The following is a 15845-nucleotide window of genomic DNA, read 5'->3' as shown; positions in this document are numbered from 1 at the left end:
GTGAACTTTCCGTTGCCTCCTACCTGAAAGATCACCTGTGCCCTCAGCTGATTGGCCGCGATGCGCACCGCATCGAAGATATCTGGCAGTTCTTCTATAAAGGCGCGTACTGGCGTCGTGGCCCGGTCACCATGTCAGCGATTTCTGCCGTGGATATGGCGCTGTGGGACATCAAAGCGAAAGCCGCGAACATGCCGCTCTATCAACTTCTGGGCGGAGCCTCCCGGGAAGGGGTGATGGTTTATTGTCATACCACCGGGCACACCATTGACGACGTACTGGAAGATTATGCCCGTCATAAAGAGATGGGCTTCAAGGCTATTCGCGTGCAGTGCGGCGTGCCGGGGATGAAAACCACCTATGGTATGTCTAAAGGAAAAGGGCTGGCGTATGAGCCTGCAACCAAGGGCGACTGGCCGGACGAGCAGCTTTGGTCCACCGAGAAATACCTCGACTTCACGCCGAAACTGTTCGACGCAGTGCGCAGTCAGTTCGGCTTCAACGAACATCTCCTTCACGACATGCACCACCGTCTGACGCCCATCGAAGCGGCGCGATTCGGCAAAAGCATTGAAGAGTACCGCCTGTTCTGGATGGAAGACCCGACTCCCGCTGAAAACCAGGAGTGTTTCCGCCTGATCCGCCAGCACACCGTCACGCCCATTGCGGTGGGGGAAGTGTTCAACAGCATCTGGGACTGCAAGCAGCTGATTGAAGAGCAGCTCATTGACTATATCCGCGCCACCATAACCCATGCGGGCGGCATCACCGGGATGCGTCGCATTGCTGACTTTGCCTCACTCTACCAGGTGCGCACCGGCTCACACGGCCCGTCGGATCTGTCGCCGATTTGCCACGCCGCGGCGCTGCATTTTGACCTGTGGGTACCGAACTTTGGCGTGCAGGAGTATATGGGGTATTCAGAGCAGATGCTGGAAGTGTTCCCGCACAGCTGGCGCTTCGATAACGGCTATATGCACCCGGGCGACAAGCCAGGGCTGGGCATTGAGTTTGATGAGAAGCTGGCAGCGAAATACCCGTACGAACCGGCCTGTCTGCCGGTGGCCCGTCTGGAAGACGGCACCCTCTGGAACTGGTAAACGAGGAGCGAATGATGAAAAGCGTAGTGATCCAACAGCCGAATGCGCTGGTGATTGAGGAGCGTCCTCTCCCGTTGCCGGGCGCAGGCGACGTCCGCGTCAGAATTAAGCTCGCCGGTATCTGCGGTTCAGACAGCCATATCTATCGCGGGCATAACCCGTTTGCGAAATACCCGCGGGTAATCGGTCACGAGTTCTTTGGCGAAATAGACGCGGTTGGCGAAGGCGTGGAGAGCACCCGACTGGGCCAGCGCGTGTCTGTGGATCCGGTGATCAGCTGCGGGCACTGCTACCCGTGTTCCGTCGGAAAACCGAACGTTTGTACCTCGCTGGTGGTGCTGGGCGTCCACCGTGACGGCGGCTTCAGCGAATACGCCGTCGTGCCGGCGAAAAATGCCTGGCACATTCCGGATGCGATCCCTGACAAACACGCGGTGATGGTTGAGCCTTTCACCATTGCCGCCAACGTGACGGGGCAGGCGAAACCCACCGAACAGGACGTGGCGCTGATCTACGGCGCAGGCCCGATGGGGCTGGTCACCGTGCAGGCGCTGAAGGGCGTTTACAAGGTGAAGCAGGTCATCGTGGTGGATCGCATTGATGAGCGGCTGGGGATGGCGCAACGCAGCGGCGCAGACTGGGTCTTCAACAACAGCGAGCATTCGTTACAGGCCGCGCTGGATGAAAAAGGCATCAAGCCGACGTTAATCATCGATGCTGCCTGTCATCCGTCCATTTTGCAGGAAGCGATTACGCTGGCGTCTCCGGCGGCGCGCATCGTGCTGATGGGCTTCTCCAGCGACCCGAGCCAGATCGTGCAACAGGGGATCACCGGCAAAGAGCTGTCGATCTTCTCTTCGCGCCTGAATGCCAACAAATTTCCGGTGGTCATTGACTGGCTGGAAAAAGGGCTAATCGACCCTGAAAAACTGGTCACCCATACATTTGACTATCACCACGTTACAGACTCCATCGAACTGTTTGAAAAAGACCAGCGGCAGTGCTGCAAAGTCTTGCTCACGTTCGACCAATAATAATTCACGCGGTTAAGAGCCTGCGAAGACAGGCTCTCAGTGGTACGCATCTTACCTTGCAGAGATAGCCATTATGACTCAAGCACAACCTCAAAGAAGTACGTCAGACCTGGTGAAAGCCGCCGTATCCGGCTGGCTGGGCACCGCCCTGGAGTTTATGGATTTTCAGCTTTACTCCCTTGGCGCCGCGCTGGTATTCCATGAAATTTTCTTCCCTGAACAATCCGCGGCCATGGCGCTGATCCTGGCGATGGGGACCTATGGGGCAGGCTACATCGCGCGTATCGTCGGGGCATTTATCTTCGGCAGAATGGGAGACAGAATTGGCCGCAAAAAGGTGCTGTTTATCACCATCACCATGATGGGGATCTGCACCACCTTAATCGGCGTCCTGCCAACCTACGCGCAGATCGGGATTTTCGCACCGGTGCTGCTGGTGACGCTGCGTATTATTCAGGGGCTGGGCGCGGGGGCAGAAATCTCCGGCGCAGGTACCATGCTGGCGGAGTACGCGCCGAAGGGTAAACGCGGCATCATCTCCTCGCTGGTGGCCATGGGAACCAACTGCGGGACGCTGAGCGCCACGGCGATCTGGGCCGTGATGTTCTTTGCCCTCGATCGTGAAGAACTTATTGCCTGGGGCTGGCGCGTGCCGTTCCTCGCCAGCGTGGTGGTGATGATCTTCGCCATCTGGCTGCGTATGAACCTTAAAGAGAGCCCGGTGTTTGAGAAGGTTAACGACGCTGAAACCATTGCGCCGGTTGCTGCGCAGGATACCTCATTAGGCGCGATGTTTAAGAGCAAATCGTTCTGGCTGGCGACGGGGCTACGCTTTGGTCAGGCCGGCAACTCAGGTTTGATTCAGACTTTCCTTGCCGGATATCTGGTGCAGACGCTGTTGTTTGATAAGGCGATCCCAACCGATGCGCTGATGATCAGTTCGATTCTCGGCTTCCTCTCCATCCCGCTGCTGGGCTGGCTGTCCGATAAAGTGGGGCGCCGTCTGCCGTATATCCTCCTTAACATTTCAGCCATTATTCTGGCTTACCCGATGCTGTCGATTATCGTCGATAAGAGTTACGCGCCGGGCGTGATTATGCTCTCTATCATCGTTATTCATAACTTTGCGGTGCTCGGGCTGTTCGCGCTGGAAAACATCACCATGGCAGAGATGTTTGGTTCGCGGAACCGCTTTACCCGCATGGCCATTTCGAAAGAGGCGGGCGGGCTGGTAGCTGTAGGCTTTGGTCCGGTGCTGGCGGGGATCTTCTGCAACATGACCGGGTCCTGGTGGCCGATTGTGGTGATGCTGGTGGCGTACTCGCTGATTGGGCTGGTCTCCGCGTTGCTGATGCCGGAAGTGCGCGACCGCGATTTGAGTGAAGCCGAAGATGCTGCGGAGGCTCCTCATAAGGAATCGGTAGCCTACGGCGCGCTCTCTTCACGCCGCTAGTGGTTTACATCTTGTGTTACCTGTCACACAACTTTTTACTGATGTCACACCACATGGCGAAAAGTTAATGTAAATCAAGATCTGAAAACGATGTATCAGTATGGTTAATGGCAGCGTTTTTTGACTCCGACTGCCATTCTAGTTGGTGTAGTCAGCAGGCGCTGCCGCTCTTAAAAGGAAGCGGCAGTGGATCACAGCTTTCATTAATTAACGAGTCTCAATCATGGAAAACCGGTTATTACAGGCGAAGGCAACGCATCCTCAATACGATCGCGACAGCCTCAAGGCACGCATTGTTCATTTAGGGTTTGGCGCGTTTCACCGTGCGCACCAGGCGGTGTACACCGATATACTCGCCGCAGAACAGGGCAGCGACTGGGGTTACTGCGAAGTTAACCTGATTGGCGGCGAACAGCAGATCGCCGATCTGAAGGCACAGGATAACCTTTATACCGTGGCAGAGATGTCTGCCGATGCGTGGACGGCGCGCGTGGTCGGCGTCGTCAAAAACGCGCTGCATGCGCAGATCGACGGGCTGGAAACCGTGCTGGCGGCGCTGTGCGAGCCGCAGGTCGCCATTGTTTCCCTGACCATCACCGAGAAAGGATATTGCCACTCCCCGGCAACCGGACAACTGATGTTCGATCATCCGTTAATCGTTGCAGACCTGCAAAACCCGCATCAGCCTAAATCTGCGCCGGGCGTGGTGGTTGAGGCGCTGGCGCGTCGCAAGGCGGCGGGGCTACCGGCATTCAGCGTGATGTCATGCGATAACATGCCGGAGAACGGCCACGCGATGCGCAATGTGACCTGTGCCTACGCGCGCGCCGTAGACGGCGAACTGGCGGACTGGATCGAAGCGAACGTCACCTTCCCGTCAACGATGGTGGACCGCATTGTGCCCGCCGTCACGGCTGATACGCTGGATAAAATCGAACAGCTGACTGGCGTACGCGATCCGGCAGGTGTCGCCTGCGAGCCGTTCCGCCAGTGGGTGGTGGAAGATAATTTTGTTGCCGGACGTCCCCAGTGGGAAAAGGCCGGTGCGGAGCTGGTTTCTGATGTCATTCCGTTTGAAGAGATGAAGCTGCGAATGCTTAACGGCAGCCACTCGTTCCTGGCCTATCTCGGCTATCTGGCCGGTTATCAGCACATTAACGACTGCATGGAAGATGAACATTATCGCGCAGCCGCGCATGCGCTGATGCTGATAGAGCAGGCGCCGACGTTGAAAGTGCGGGGCGTGGATTTGGGTCGTTATGCCGACCAGCTGATTGCGCGTTACAGCAATCCGGCCCTGCGTCACCGCACCTGGCAAATCGCCATGGACGGTAGCCAGAAATTGCCGCAGCGCATGCTCGATTCCGTGCGCTGGCACCTTGTCCACCAGAAACCCTTCCCGCTGCTGGCCCTGGGCGTGGCGGGCTGGATGCGTTATGTCGGCGGTGTGGATGAGCAGGGTAACGCGATTGAGGTGAGCGATCCACAGCTGGCGGTGATTCAGGCGGCGGTAAACGGTAGCGCTGAAGGTGAAAGCCGCGTTAGCGCGCTGTTGGGCATTGAGGCTATTTTCGGTAACGAGCTGCCGAAGGACACGGTATTCGTGGCTGCCGTCATGCAGGCCTATCAAACGTTGCTGCAAAAAGGCGCGAAGGCCACGGTTGCTGAGTACGCCACCCGGCTTTAACGCTTTGACATGCCGCCGTTCGCGGCGGCATGTCGGGGCACAGCTTAGTGCATCCCCAGGCGAATCAGCTCAATCGGTTCGAACTTACCTTCGCATCCTTCCACTTCAACCGTTTTACCACGACGCACCTGCTCGGCATTAAGGCCGTCGCTGTGGATCGCTTTAATCACGCCGAACTGACCTGTGCCGCTAATCATGACGCGGCTGCCAGTGGTGATTGCATTTCGGTTACGGTCGTATGTCATCATGGTATTTTCTCCTCTCGCACTTATCCGTTACGGCGCTAATTCAACGGCTGCCGTTCACGGGGCACTATTAATACGCCTCTCTTTAACGAAATTATTTGCTTTTGATCAAGCTCACACTTTTTTCTTATTTCCTGATGGCGTTGACGGTTCAGGACACCGCTTTACAAAGCGGACAGTTATTTTCCTTAATTGATAGTTTCCAGACGCAAGTGTTTAGGCTTTGTTTATATCCACAATGCCATTCTGGAGGCAGAAAATAACCCTTCATCGGAAAAGGAGTCAGGCTTATGTATAAGAAAATTTTGATGCCTGTTGACGTGTTTGAAATGGATCTAAGCGATAAAGCGGTACGCCACGCGGTCAACCTCGCGAAATCGGAAGGCGCGACGATCACCCTGGTCAACATTCTCCCTAACAGCAGCCGTTCGTTACTGCGGGGGTTCAATGCCGATATTAAGAAGTTCGAAGAGTATATGACCGCCGAGTCGGATAAGAAGATGAAGGCACTGAAACGGCTCTTTGATATGTCCCCGGAAAATATTGATTGTGAAGTACGTTTCGGCAACGTACGCGATGAAATCATCCAGCTCAGCAAAGAGGGGAAATATGACGTTATTGTTATCGGATCAAGAAACCCGAGCATGACAACACATCTGCTGGGCTCGAATGCTGAAACTATCCTGCGCTACGCCACTATTCCGGTATTAGTGGTCCGCTAATCACTTCGCCGCAACCGAAAGGGGGCGGCGAGGTTTTATTCTTCGCTGAACCACTCGCGGTTTTCCTGACGAATTAACTGAACTGACTCGCTAATTTCCTGGAGGTGAAGCGTCATCGCTTTATCTACGGCTTCCACGTCGCGTTTTTCCAGTGCGCTGAAAATATCGTGATGCTGGCGCAGCAACATCTCTGGCGGAGAAACATGGTCGAGGCTCATGTAGCGCACGCGGTCAATGGTAGCTTTGATGTTTTCGACGGTATCCCACGCGAGCTGGCACTCGGCGATCTGCGCCAGTTTCTGGTGAAATTCGTCGTCCAGCTGGAAAAAGTCGTTCAGCTGTTTGCGGTCGATGGCAATGCGTTGCTGATGCAGGTTTTGCTCCAGCAGGTAGCACTGGTTATCGTTGATGAGCGACGCGGCGCGACGCACAACGGCGCACTCAATGGCCTGGCGAACAAAACAGCCATTCCGTACCTGCGAAAGCGAAATTTTATTTACATAGCTGCCGCGCTGAGGGCGGATCTGGATAAGGCCGTTTTCTGCGAGCTTAATAAACGCCTCGCGCACGGGCTGACGAGAAACGTCAAAACGTACCGAAACCTCTTTTTCTGAGAGTGGCGTTCCCGGTGGGATCAGGCAGCGAACGATATCACGGCGTAAGATGCGATAAATTTGCTGATTTACAGGCTGGGTAGGATTAAGTTGCGATTCAGCGGCCATGGGTTGTGATTTCTCAGAGAGTTAACCTGAACATACTACCATTCTTTTACCCGTCATCACATACCCGGCCCGCAGGCCGGGAAGGGTGAATTACCCGCGATGCACGCTGAGTCCGGCATAGGTCTGGCTGACGGGCATCATCTCAACCGTGTTGATGTTGACATGCTTCGGCAGCGTCGCGACCCACCAGACGGTTTCGGTGATATCTTCCGGCGTCAGCGCATTCGCATTTTCATAGGTTTTATCCGCTTTCGCGTCATCGCCTTTGAAACGCACGTTGGAGAATTCCGTTCCACCGACCAGACCCGGCTCAACATCGGTCACGCGAATCGCGGTACCGTGCAGGTCGGTGCGCAGGTTCAGGCTAAACTGGCGTACAAAGGCCTTGGTTGCGCCATAGACGTTGCCGCCCGCGTAAGGCCAGCTGCCTGCGGTGGAACCGATATTAATGATATGACCACGGTTACGTTCAACCATGCCCGGCAGCACGGCGCGGGTCATGTACACCAGGCCTTTGTTGTTGGTGTCGATCATGTTCTCCCAGTCTTCCACGTTGGCTTTGTGGGCAGGCTCCATGCCCAGCGCCAGGCCAGCGTTATTGACCAGCACGTCGATTTCACGCCATTCGGCAGGCAGGTTGGCAATCATCTCTTCAATGGCGGCGCGGTTGCGCACGTCCAGCTGTGCGGTCAGGATGCTGTCGCCCAGCTCGTCTTTCAATTCCTGGAGACGCTCCTGACGACGACCCGTTGCAATCACCTTATGTCCGTTGGCGACGAAGCGACGCGTGATGCTTTCACCAAAACCTGCTGTCGCCCCGGTAACTAATATAATCATCTCACTGTTCCTCAACGCTTTTTGTGTTGTACTACCATAGCACGCACTCGGGCACATCGTTAAGGCAACATTTGTATGACGCCATTGCAGGCCGGAGCAGGCTGGCCTACTCTGGTGAGAAATACCGTGCTCAGGAGTAAACGATGTCGGTCAACAACCCTTTCTTTGACGTTAGCCTGCTGCCTTATCAGGCTCCGCGTTTTGATGTGATAGAAGACAGCCACTATCGCCCGGCGTTTGATGAAGCAATGCGCCTCAAGCGTGCAGATATTGACGCGATTATCGCGCAGAGCGCCGTGCCGGACTTCAACAACACCGTGCTGGCGCTGGAAAAGAGCGGGGCCATGCTGTCGCGCGTCAGCAGCGTGTTCTTCGCCATGACGTCCGCACACACCAACGATTATCTTCAGGCACTGGACGAGCAGTTCTCCACCGAACTGGCCGGGCTGGCGAACGATATCTGGCTAAACGATACGCTTTTCGCCCGCGTGGAAGCCGTCTGGCAGGATCGCGACACGCTGGATGCCGAATCCCGCCGACTGACGGAGGAGACGTATCAGCACTTTGTTCTTGCGGGCGCGCGTCTGAACGCCGATGAAAAAGCCGAGCTGAAAGCCCTGAATACCGAAGCCGCCACCCTGACCAGCCAGTTCAACCAGCGCCTGCTGGCGGCGAACAAGGCGGGAGGGCTGGTGGTGGATGATGTTCACCAGCTTGACGGACTCAGTGCGGAGGAGATTGCTGCCGCGGCTCATGCTGCCGCAGAAAAAGGGCTGACGGATCGCTGGCTGATCCCGCTTCTGAATACCACGCAACAGCCCGCGCTGGCGGCGCTGTCTTTGCGCGAGACCCGTAAAAAGCTGTTTAGCGCGGGCTGGGAACGCACTCAAAAAGGCGACGAAAACGATACGCGCGACCTGATCCGTCGGCTTACCGCGTTGCGGGCAAGACAGGCGCAGCTGCTCGGCTTTGACAACTATGCCAGCTGGAGCATTGCCGATCAGATGGCGAAAACGCCGGATGCCGCGCTCGAATTCATGCGCGGGATAGTTCCTGCGGCGCGCAGCAGGGCCGCGCTGGAGCAGGCGGATATTCAGAAGGTCATTGACGACGAGCAGGGCGGTTTTACGGTGCAGGCCTGGGACTGGGCGATTTATGCCGAACGCGTGCGTTCAGCGAAATACGCGCTGGATGAGTCGCAGATCAAACCCTATTTCGCGCTCAATACCGTGCTGGAAGATGGCGTATTCTGGACCGCCACGCAGTTGTTCGGTATCCGCTTTGTCGAGCGTTTCGATATTCCGGTTTATCACCCGGACGTTCGCGTGTGGGAGATTTTCGACCACACGGGTGAAGGCATGGCGCTGTTCTACGGCGACTTTTTCGCGCGTGATTCCAAAGCGGGCGGGGCGTGGATGGGGAATTTTGTTGAGCAGTCTTACGAGTTTGCCGCGCGTCCGGTGATTTATAACGTCTGCAACTATCAAAAACCAGCGAACGGGCAGACCGCGCTGATCTCCTGGGATGATGTGATTACCCTGTTCCACGAGTTTGGCCATACGCTACATGGCCTGTTTGCCAGCCAGCGCTATGCCACGCTTTCAGGCACCAACACGCCGCGTGATTTCGTTGAATTCCCGTCGCAGATCAATGAACACTGGGCCAGCCATCCGCAGGTGTTTGCGCACTTTGCCCGCCATTATCAAACCGGCGAGCCGATGCCGGATGCGCTGCGGGAAAAAATGCTCAATGCGACCCAGTTTAATAAGGGTTATGACATGACGGAACTGCTGAGCGCCGCGCTGCTGGATATGAACTGGCACGGCATTCATGAGCCCATTGAAGACGTGGAAGCCTTTGAAGCCGCCGCGTTGAAAAAAGAAGGGCTGGATCTTCCAGCCGTACCGCCGCGCTATCGCAGCAGCTATTTTGCCCATATCTTCGGCGGCGGCTACGCGGCGGGCTATTACGCCTATCTCTGGACGCAGATGCTGGCGGACGATGGCTACCAGTGGTTTGTCGAGCAGGGTGGTTTGACGCGCGAAAACGGACAGACATTCCGCGAGGCGATTTTGTCGCGCGGCAACAGCACTGATTTAGCTGAACTTTACCGGAACTGGCGCGGGCACGATCCGAGGATCGAACCGATGCTGGAGAATCGTGGATTGAGTGTTTAAGGGCTTTTTAGTGTGGAAACAGAACCGGGCGCGATGCCCGGTTTTTTGTTCGATTTTTTCTTCCCCGAAACTCCTCCAAATTCCTCCCCAAAATGAATCCTTAAATTCTGCGAAATTTGCAGGATAACTTTCTTATGGCTGACCCTATATATCAGGGCGAACGACTGGGCAGCTTCCTGCTGCGCCAATGGAGAGGGAATTAATTGTGGAACGTACCCGGGGCTGGAGTGGCGCTGCCTGCGAGGAAAGGTGAATAGGCTGCCCAGTAAATAAAGAGGTTATGGAAACTTGAATACATTACAGTTCATCAGGATTGTTCGATACGCTGATCCCGATCTTGATCAGACTTAAAATCATCAATGCCAGTACCATTGCCACGATAGTAGAGATGATAAGCGTTGTCATAAAGGCCCCCTTTGTGAGTATATCTTTTAGACTGTTTGAATCAAAAAATGTTCCGAGTCCTAAAAAATATATGACATTAGACAGGAATGTATCGTCTGCTAAATGAAAAAAAAAGCCTACGCCAGGTAGGCAATACTGATAATTCCTAATTGTTTTAATAATGCTTGTTACTAAAGGTTATCTGCAGTGTTGGTAGAAGATATTGAAGCTTATAGATACTTCCTGGCTGCATCTAATATTTCCTGAGATGTAAGCTCTCGATCTGATGCAACATAGACAACTTCATGGTCACCTGTTAAAGAGGGAAAACCGGCTGACATTATCGGAAGGTTTATCCCTTCTCCATTAGGGTATTGTTCGCGTATTGATGTCACGCCCTTTAGTACGGTGATTACTTTACCTGGTTTACCATTAAAGAAAATAATTACTTTTTTCATGTATCACCATGTATTTCAGGGAGTTTTATGGCCCAGGGTTGTTCGAAAGGGGGTTGATTTATTAACGTTTAGTTACCTCTTTCGAAATTAAAACAAGCAATATTCTGCCTTAACGTGTACTGTAGCAGTCCATTTGTACTGGAGAAGCTTATGTCTGCACGTAAAAACACGCAATTCCGCCGAAATTATTTAGTCAAATGCCCTTGTCCAAACTGCACAAGAGACTCGGAGCATAGTTACAATCGTGTACAAAAGGGAGCTCAACTGGTTTGCCCTTACTGCAACGCGTTGTTCAAATCCCCTCAACATTACTAAAAAATCTCATATAATAACTAAGAAGTGATGCTTTTGGAGGCTGCCTAACCTCTTACGCTCTTTAATATTTTATAAGCAGTTAGCTTCTGCTTTGAGACTATTCATGCAGCAGTCCTGCATTTCATCACATCGGTCAGCAAATTTGACGGTGCTGTAAATATGCTGGCCTGTTGTAATGATATTCGCAAACGATAAATGACGCTTCTGATTATTTAATTCACAGAAGCTTAAGCGGTCATTGAGGGGGTTATTTATCGCAAAGCGTAACATTTGCAGCTGTCGGACCTTTGGTACCGGCAATGACAGCAAATTTAACTTTTTGGCCTTCAAAAAGAGTTTTGAATGTCTCTCCCTGTAGAGAAGAAGAGTGAACAAGGATATCTTTACTTCCATCGAGTGGGGAGATGAAGCCAAAGCCCTTATCATCGTTAAACCACTTAACAAGACCTATCATTTTTGATGACATAAAAACTCCACTTGAACACTTAAAAGTTACAAGTTCATGAAAAGAAACGCATGATGGCATACGTATGGACTCAAGAGGAGGGGATATCAGAGATAGCACCTGGTTATGAGGACTACTTTGGAAAAGTCAGATTCACATTGCATCGAACCAACCGCATCATTAAGGCACGTGTAGATCTTTTAAGCAAATCTTATTTTAGCCATCTGGGAGGCCATACAGATTAGATTAGCCAATCCAAATTTTTCCTGTGTCGTCAAATTTGATTTACAGCAAGGAAATAATTTGTCCCGTAAAATGACAGGAGTTGTCAAAGGTTTTGACTTCAATAGAGGGAAGGGTTTTATTATCCCATCTAAAAAGTGCAGGTCTAACTAAGATCAGATTTGATTTCTATTTGCTCTATCAAATTCCTCCCCTGGTTTTTTACATTTCCTACTGTACGCGTTACCGCATGCCAGACGAACTTATCGGCGGGCACTGCACCATCTGAAGCTATCTCTTCAGCTTCTTTCCCGCCAACATGCTGTCGCATCCACTCGCGTGCCGCTTCTGATGACAAAACTAATGGCCTGCGGTCATGAATGTCGACGAGGCCTTTATCAGCCGCAGACGTCACAATCAGAAATCCCTCGGCTTCATCGCCGCGCTCAAACGGTGTGCTTCCGATCGCCGCCATAAAGATTGGCTGACCGTCGGCCCGGTGGATGAAGTAGGGTTGTTTCTTGTCACCTGACTTCTTCCATTCGAACCATCCATCGGCAAAACAGATCGCCCGGCCATGTTGCCACAGAGGTTTAAACATTCTGCTGGTGGCCGCGGTTTCTACACGTGCGTTAATCAGTGGTGCTTTGTCCCACCATCCAGGTGCGTAGCCCCAGAACACCGGATCGAGGTGCAGTAGTTCGTCGCGTTCGCTCAGCAGCAGGACTTTGGTACCGGGCGCGACGTTGTACCGGCCAATGGGGGCCGGGTCATACGCGATGTCGCGATCGCCTTCGTCGGCAAGGTAGGCCAGGTATTCTTCACGGGTTTGGGCTTGTGCAAAGCGTCCACACATAGAAACCTCCAGTCGGATGTCATACTCAAAGTATAGGGCAGGGATAAGATGACTTGATCGACATGCAAAAGCTGTATTTTGTGCAAGATAACGCGAGAAAATGGGCAGAAATTCCGGGAGGCGTTTTTATCTTGTGGGCACGATCCGAGAAATGAACCGATGCTGGAGAACCGCGGGTGAGTGATTAAAGGCATTACTGGCTGAAAACAGAACCGGGCATTGCGCCCGGTTTTTCCCCGGTGGGCTGGTATTTGTTAACCTTGTTACTCTTGCGTCAGCCACATGTCCGACTCTTCAAACATTTCCTCAAGCATACGGTTCAGCTTTTCCCGGTCGCTTTTGCTGGCATCGCTATTCAGGCCATTCGCCTGCATTGGCTTAACCGTCACGCTGGCATCAGGAAAAATCCGGTGCACACGTTTTGTCAGTTCAGCCAGAATTATCTCCCTGGCTCCCTCCAGCCCCTGTACGTTTCGCTTGTCATAAACCAGTTCAACAAACATTATTTTTTCCCTATGAATATTAATTGTGCGATTCTGTCTGCACGTAAAAATACTACTGTATATGGGTACAGTCAAACGGCATTCCGGCTAAAGAAATGCCATGCCGCTCTTCACCTTGTTTATGTTGATGACAATCTATTCATTTAGCCTTTAAAACGAGCAGTCGAAGCGTTTAATCGTAAAATTTACAAAAACCATAATTTGAAGCCAGAGAGAAACTTACAAACGAAACGGTGAAGGTTTAAACAGTCGCTACGGTTCAGCTGCCTTGCGCGTGCTTTAAAACAAAACTACTGTATATAAAAACAGTGTTAGAGGTATGCGTAATGGAATTTATCAGACCTACAGAACTGCGTGAGATTATCGCGCTTCCACTTTTCAGCGATTTAGTTCAGTGCGGATTCCCAAGCCCGGCTGCCGATTATGTGGAGCAGCGCATTGATCTTAATGAACTTCTGGTTGCCCACCCCAGCTCGACGTATTTCGTTAAAGCCGCGGGTGATTCAATGATTGAAGGGGGAATAAGCGACGGCGATTTACTGGTGGTCGATAGTTCCCGAACGGCTGAGCACGGCGATATCGTCATCGCCGCGGTGGAAGGGGAATTCACCGTTAAGCGCCTGCAACTGCGGCCTAATGTTCAACTCAATCCGATGAACAGCGCTTATTCACCGATTATCGTTGGCAGTGAAGACACGCTGGACGTTTTTGGTGTGGTCACTTTTATTGTTAAATCGGCCAGCTGATATGTTTGCGCTCTGTGATGTGAATTCATTCTATGCATCATGCGAGACGGTATTCAGGCCAGATTTGAGAGGCCGACCGGTGGTTGTCCTCTCAAATAACGACGGTTGCGTGATAGCGCGCAGCGCAGAGGCCAAAGCCGCTGGCGTTACCATGGGGGCGCCATACTTTAAGCAGAAAGACCTGTTCCGGCGCGCCGGCGTGGTTTGCTTCAGCAGTAACTACGAACTTTACGCTGACATGTCCAGCCGGGTAATGACCACGCTGGAAGAAATAAGCCCTCGCGTCGAAATATATTCCATTGATGAGGCCTTTTGTGATCTCACCGGGGTTCGTAATTGCCGGGACCTGACTGATTTTGGCAAGGAGATCCGTGAAACGGTTTTGAAGCGTACTCACCTGAGGGTCGGCGTTGGCATAGCCCAGACGAAGACGCTGGCGAAGCTGGCAAATCACGCGGCGAAGAAATGGCAGCAGCAGACGGGTGGGGTGGTTGATTTATCCAATATCGACCGCCAGCGCCGGTTGTTGGCTATCGTGCCTGTAGAGGACGTATGGGGCGTGGGCAGGCGCATCAGCAAGAAGCTCAATGCGATGGGTATCAAAACGGCGCTGGATCTCTCAGAGCAGAGCACGTGGATTATCCGCAAGCACTTCAATGTAGTGCTGGAGCGAACGGTCCGGGAGCTGCGCGGCGAGCCGTGCCTCGATCTGGAAGAGTTTGCACCGACAAAGCAGGAGATCGTCTGTAGTCGGTCATTCGGTGAGCGCGTGACAGAATACGAGCAGGTGCGCCAGGCTATATGCAGCTATGCGGCCCGTGGCGCTGAGAAGTTACGTGGCGAGCACCAGTATTGCCGCTTTATCTCGGCGTTCGTAAAGACCTCTCCGTTCGCTCTGAACGAACCCTATTACGGCAACAGTGCCTCAATGACGCTTCTCACACCCACTCAGGACTCCCGCGACATTATCAACGCCGCGGTAAAGTGCCTCGACAAAATCTGGAAGGAGGGTCACCGCTACCAGAAAGCCGGCATTATGCTCGGGGACTTCTTCAGCCAGGGCGTTGCCCAGCTCAATTTGTTTGACAACAGCGCGCCGCGTGCCGGAAGTGAAAAGCTGATGGAAGTGCTGGATCGTCTGAACGCGAAAGATGGAAAGGGTACGCTTTATTTTGCCGGGCAGGGCATACAGCAGCAATGGCAGATGAAGCGTGAAATGCTTTCGCCGCGGTATACGACCCGGTATTCAGATTTACTGAGAATTCGATGAATGTTAATGGCTGTTTTGTGCCAGAAGCGGACATTGATATAAATGGCAATTGATCAAACAAATCTCTGATGCTCTTTCTGCCAGTATTTAAATGGTGTTCTTAAACGGAACGTACGCCAGTTCGCCGGATGGTTTAATAAAAACTCTCCTGGCGTGTCTGCGCGAATGTACTACTTTCAGTAAAGTGACTTTTACAGGGAGGGTCAATGAAACCATTATCGCTTTTATTATTGTCGAGCCTGACGTTAGTGGGTTGTGGCGCGAACAATACCCCTTCAAATACGCCTCTTCCGGGTGTAAAAACCTCCGTCGGGACGAGCACGCTTGAAGCCGGTGCTCAGCTTATCCAGTCCCGTCCGCCCATTGATGCAATGAGTGCCTACCTTGACGGTTTCCATTTTTATAGCGGGGATAAAAATGGCCAGATGGAAGCCCATCATTATGTAACCGTGTTGAATGAAGACGTGATGCAGGCGGTGATCTACGACGGTAACACCAAAGATGCCCGTTTAATGGGCGTTGAGTACATTATTAGTGAGCGTTTGTTTAACACACTGCCGCCGGAAGAAAAAAAATTGTGGCACAGCCATCAATATGAAGTGAAATCCGGCAGCCTGATTGCTCCAGGTTTACCTGCAGTGGCTGACAAAGCATTGATGAGCAAAATTG

At 52.8% G+C, this 15845-nt stretch carries 18 protein-coding genes; 10 read left to right on the top strand and 8 right to left on the bottom strand.

Translation table 11 applies throughout. The features are described 5' to 3' along the window. From manD to HP459_RS13845, 4 genes are all read left to right on the top strand, one after another. Window positions 1-1100: D-mannonate dehydratase ManD (gene manD, locus HP459_RS13860; RefSeq protein ID WP_171936345.1), on the top strand; the 1100-nt coding region annotated here is incomplete at its 5' end. A gap of 14 nt (window positions 1101-1114) precedes the next feature. After that, window positions 1115-2134, top strand: a complete 1020-nt coding sequence (locus HP459_RS13855; protein WP_171936346.1) for a Zn-dependent oxidoreductase — start codon at window positions 1115-1117, stop codon at window positions 2132-2134. 73 nt (window positions 2135-2207) lie between these two features. Beyond that, on the top strand, window positions 2208-3587 hold the full coding sequence (locus tag HP459_RS13850) for an MFS transporter (protein ID WP_023306118.1): 1380 nt from the start codon (window positions 2208-2210) through the stop codon (window positions 3585-3587). A 223-nt stretch (window positions 3588-3810) separates the two neighbouring features. After that, window positions 3811-5274 carry a mannitol dehydrogenase family protein gene (locus tag HP459_RS13845; RefSeq protein WP_171936344.1) on the top strand — a complete coding sequence of 488 codons (1464 nt, stop codon included), beginning with the start codon at window positions 3811-3813 and terminating at the stop codon, window positions 5272-5274. A gap of 44 nt (window positions 5275-5318) precedes the next feature. Here the strand turns inward: HP459_RS13845 and ydfZ are convergent, their stop codons facing one another. Then, entirely contained in the window at window positions 5319-5522 is a 204-nt protein-coding gene (ydfZ, locus tag HP459_RS13840) for a putative selenium delivery protein YdfZ (protein WP_003857405.1), read from the bottom strand. A 287-nt stretch (window positions 5523-5809) separates the two neighbouring features. Between ydfZ and HP459_RS13835 the strand changes: the two genes are divergently transcribed. Next, window positions 5810-6241 (top strand): universal stress protein, encoded by a 432-nt coding sequence (locus HP459_RS13835; RefSeq protein ID WP_023300013.1) that lies wholly within the window; start codon window positions 5810-5812, stop codon window positions 6239-6241. A gap of 35 nt (window positions 6242-6276) precedes the next feature. Here the strand turns inward: HP459_RS13835 and HP459_RS13830 are convergent, their stop codons facing one another. Both HP459_RS13830 and ydfG read right to left on the bottom strand, forming a co-directional pair. Continuing rightward, the gene (locus HP459_RS13830; RefSeq protein WP_003857403.1) at window positions 6277-6963 is read right to left on the bottom strand and encodes a GntR family transcriptional regulator; all 687 of its coding nucleotides are present in this window, start codon (window positions 6961-6963) and stop codon (window positions 6277-6279) included. A 90-nt stretch (window positions 6964-7053) separates the two neighbouring features. Then, a complete protein-coding gene (gene ydfG, locus HP459_RS13825) occupies window positions 7054-7800 on the bottom strand; it encodes a bifunctional NADP-dependent 3-hydroxy acid dehydrogenase/3-hydroxypropionate dehydrogenase YdfG (protein WP_038415990.1) in 747 nt (248 codons plus the stop codon). A 143-nt stretch (window positions 7801-7943) separates the two neighbouring features. Between ydfG and dcp the strand changes: the two genes are divergently transcribed. Then, entirely contained in the window at window positions 7944-9977 is a 2034-nt protein-coding gene (dcp, locus tag HP459_RS13820; protein WP_171936343.1) for a peptidyl-dipeptidase Dcp, read from the top strand. A 297-nt stretch (window positions 9978-10274) separates the two neighbouring features. On the opposite strand, the gene HP459_RS23685 is transcribed toward dcp, so the two are convergent. Together HP459_RS23685 and HP459_RS13815 are read right to left on the bottom strand one after the other, a co-directional pair. Next, window positions 10275-10382, bottom strand: a complete 108-nt coding sequence (locus HP459_RS23685; RefSeq protein WP_022647993.1) for a YnaM/YnfT family protein — start codon at window positions 10380-10382, stop codon at window positions 10275-10277. Window positions 10383-10591: 209 nt separating this feature from the next. Next, complete coding sequence (locus HP459_RS13815; protein WP_071788017.1) at window positions 10592-10819, bottom strand: hypothetical protein; 228 nt, start codon at window positions 10817-10819, stop codon at window positions 10592-10594. 150 nt (window positions 10820-10969) lie between these two features. On the opposite strand from HP459_RS13815, the gene HP459_RS23370 reads away from it, so the two are divergent. Next, window positions 10970-11134 carry a YnfU family zinc-binding protein gene (locus tag HP459_RS23370; protein WP_213083702.1) on the top strand — a complete coding sequence of 55 codons (165 nt, stop codon included), beginning with the start codon at window positions 10970-10972 and terminating at the stop codon, window positions 11132-11134. A 247-nt stretch (window positions 11135-11381) separates the two neighbouring features. Here HP459_RS23370 and HP459_RS13810 read toward each other — a convergent pair whose 3' ends face one another. The 3 genes from HP459_RS13810 to HP459_RS13800 form a co-directional block, all read right to left on the bottom strand. After that, a complete protein-coding gene (locus tag HP459_RS13810) occupies window positions 11382-11600 on the bottom strand; it encodes a cold shock domain-containing protein (RefSeq protein ID WP_022647994.1) in 219 nt (72 codons plus the stop codon). Between the two features lie 367 nt (window positions 11601-11967). Next, complete coding sequence (locus HP459_RS13805) at window positions 11968-12657, bottom strand: SOS response-associated peptidase (RefSeq protein WP_171936342.1); 690 nt, start codon at window positions 12655-12657, stop codon at window positions 11968-11970. A gap of 263 nt (window positions 12658-12920) precedes the next feature. Beyond that, on the bottom strand, window positions 12921-13160 hold the full coding sequence (locus HP459_RS13800; protein WP_006808847.1) for a DinI family protein: 240 nt from the start codon (window positions 13158-13160) through the stop codon (window positions 12921-12923). A gap of 326 nt (window positions 13161-13486) precedes the next feature. Here HP459_RS13800 and HP459_RS13795 point away from each other — a divergent pair, with 326 nt between their 5' ends. The 3 genes from HP459_RS13795 to HP459_RS13785 form a co-directional block, all read left to right on the top strand. Then, complete coding sequence (locus tag HP459_RS13795) at window positions 13487-13906, top strand: translesion error-prone DNA polymerase V autoproteolytic subunit (RefSeq protein ID WP_022647996.1); 420 nt, start codon at window positions 13487-13489, stop codon at window positions 13904-13906. Between the two features lies 1 nt (window position 13907). Next, window positions 13908-15176, top strand: coding sequence for a Y-family DNA polymerase (locus HP459_RS13790; protein WP_032671166.1), 1269 nt, complete (start codon window positions 13908-13910; stop codon window positions 15174-15176). Between the two features lie 206 nt (window positions 15177-15382). After that, window positions 15383-15845, top strand: a 463-nt coding sequence (locus HP459_RS13785) for a DUF1264 domain-containing protein (protein ID WP_171936341.1), incomplete at its 3' end; no start/stop codon positions are given.

The sequence above is a fragment of the Enterobacter sp. CM29 genome (genome assembly GCF_013179605.1).
GTDB lineage: Bacteria > Pseudomonadota > Gammaproteobacteria > Enterobacterales > Enterobacteriaceae > Enterobacter > Enterobacter intestinihominis.
Note: the sequence above shows the minus strand (reverse complement) of the source record. Positions and strands in the feature narration are given on the sequence as shown.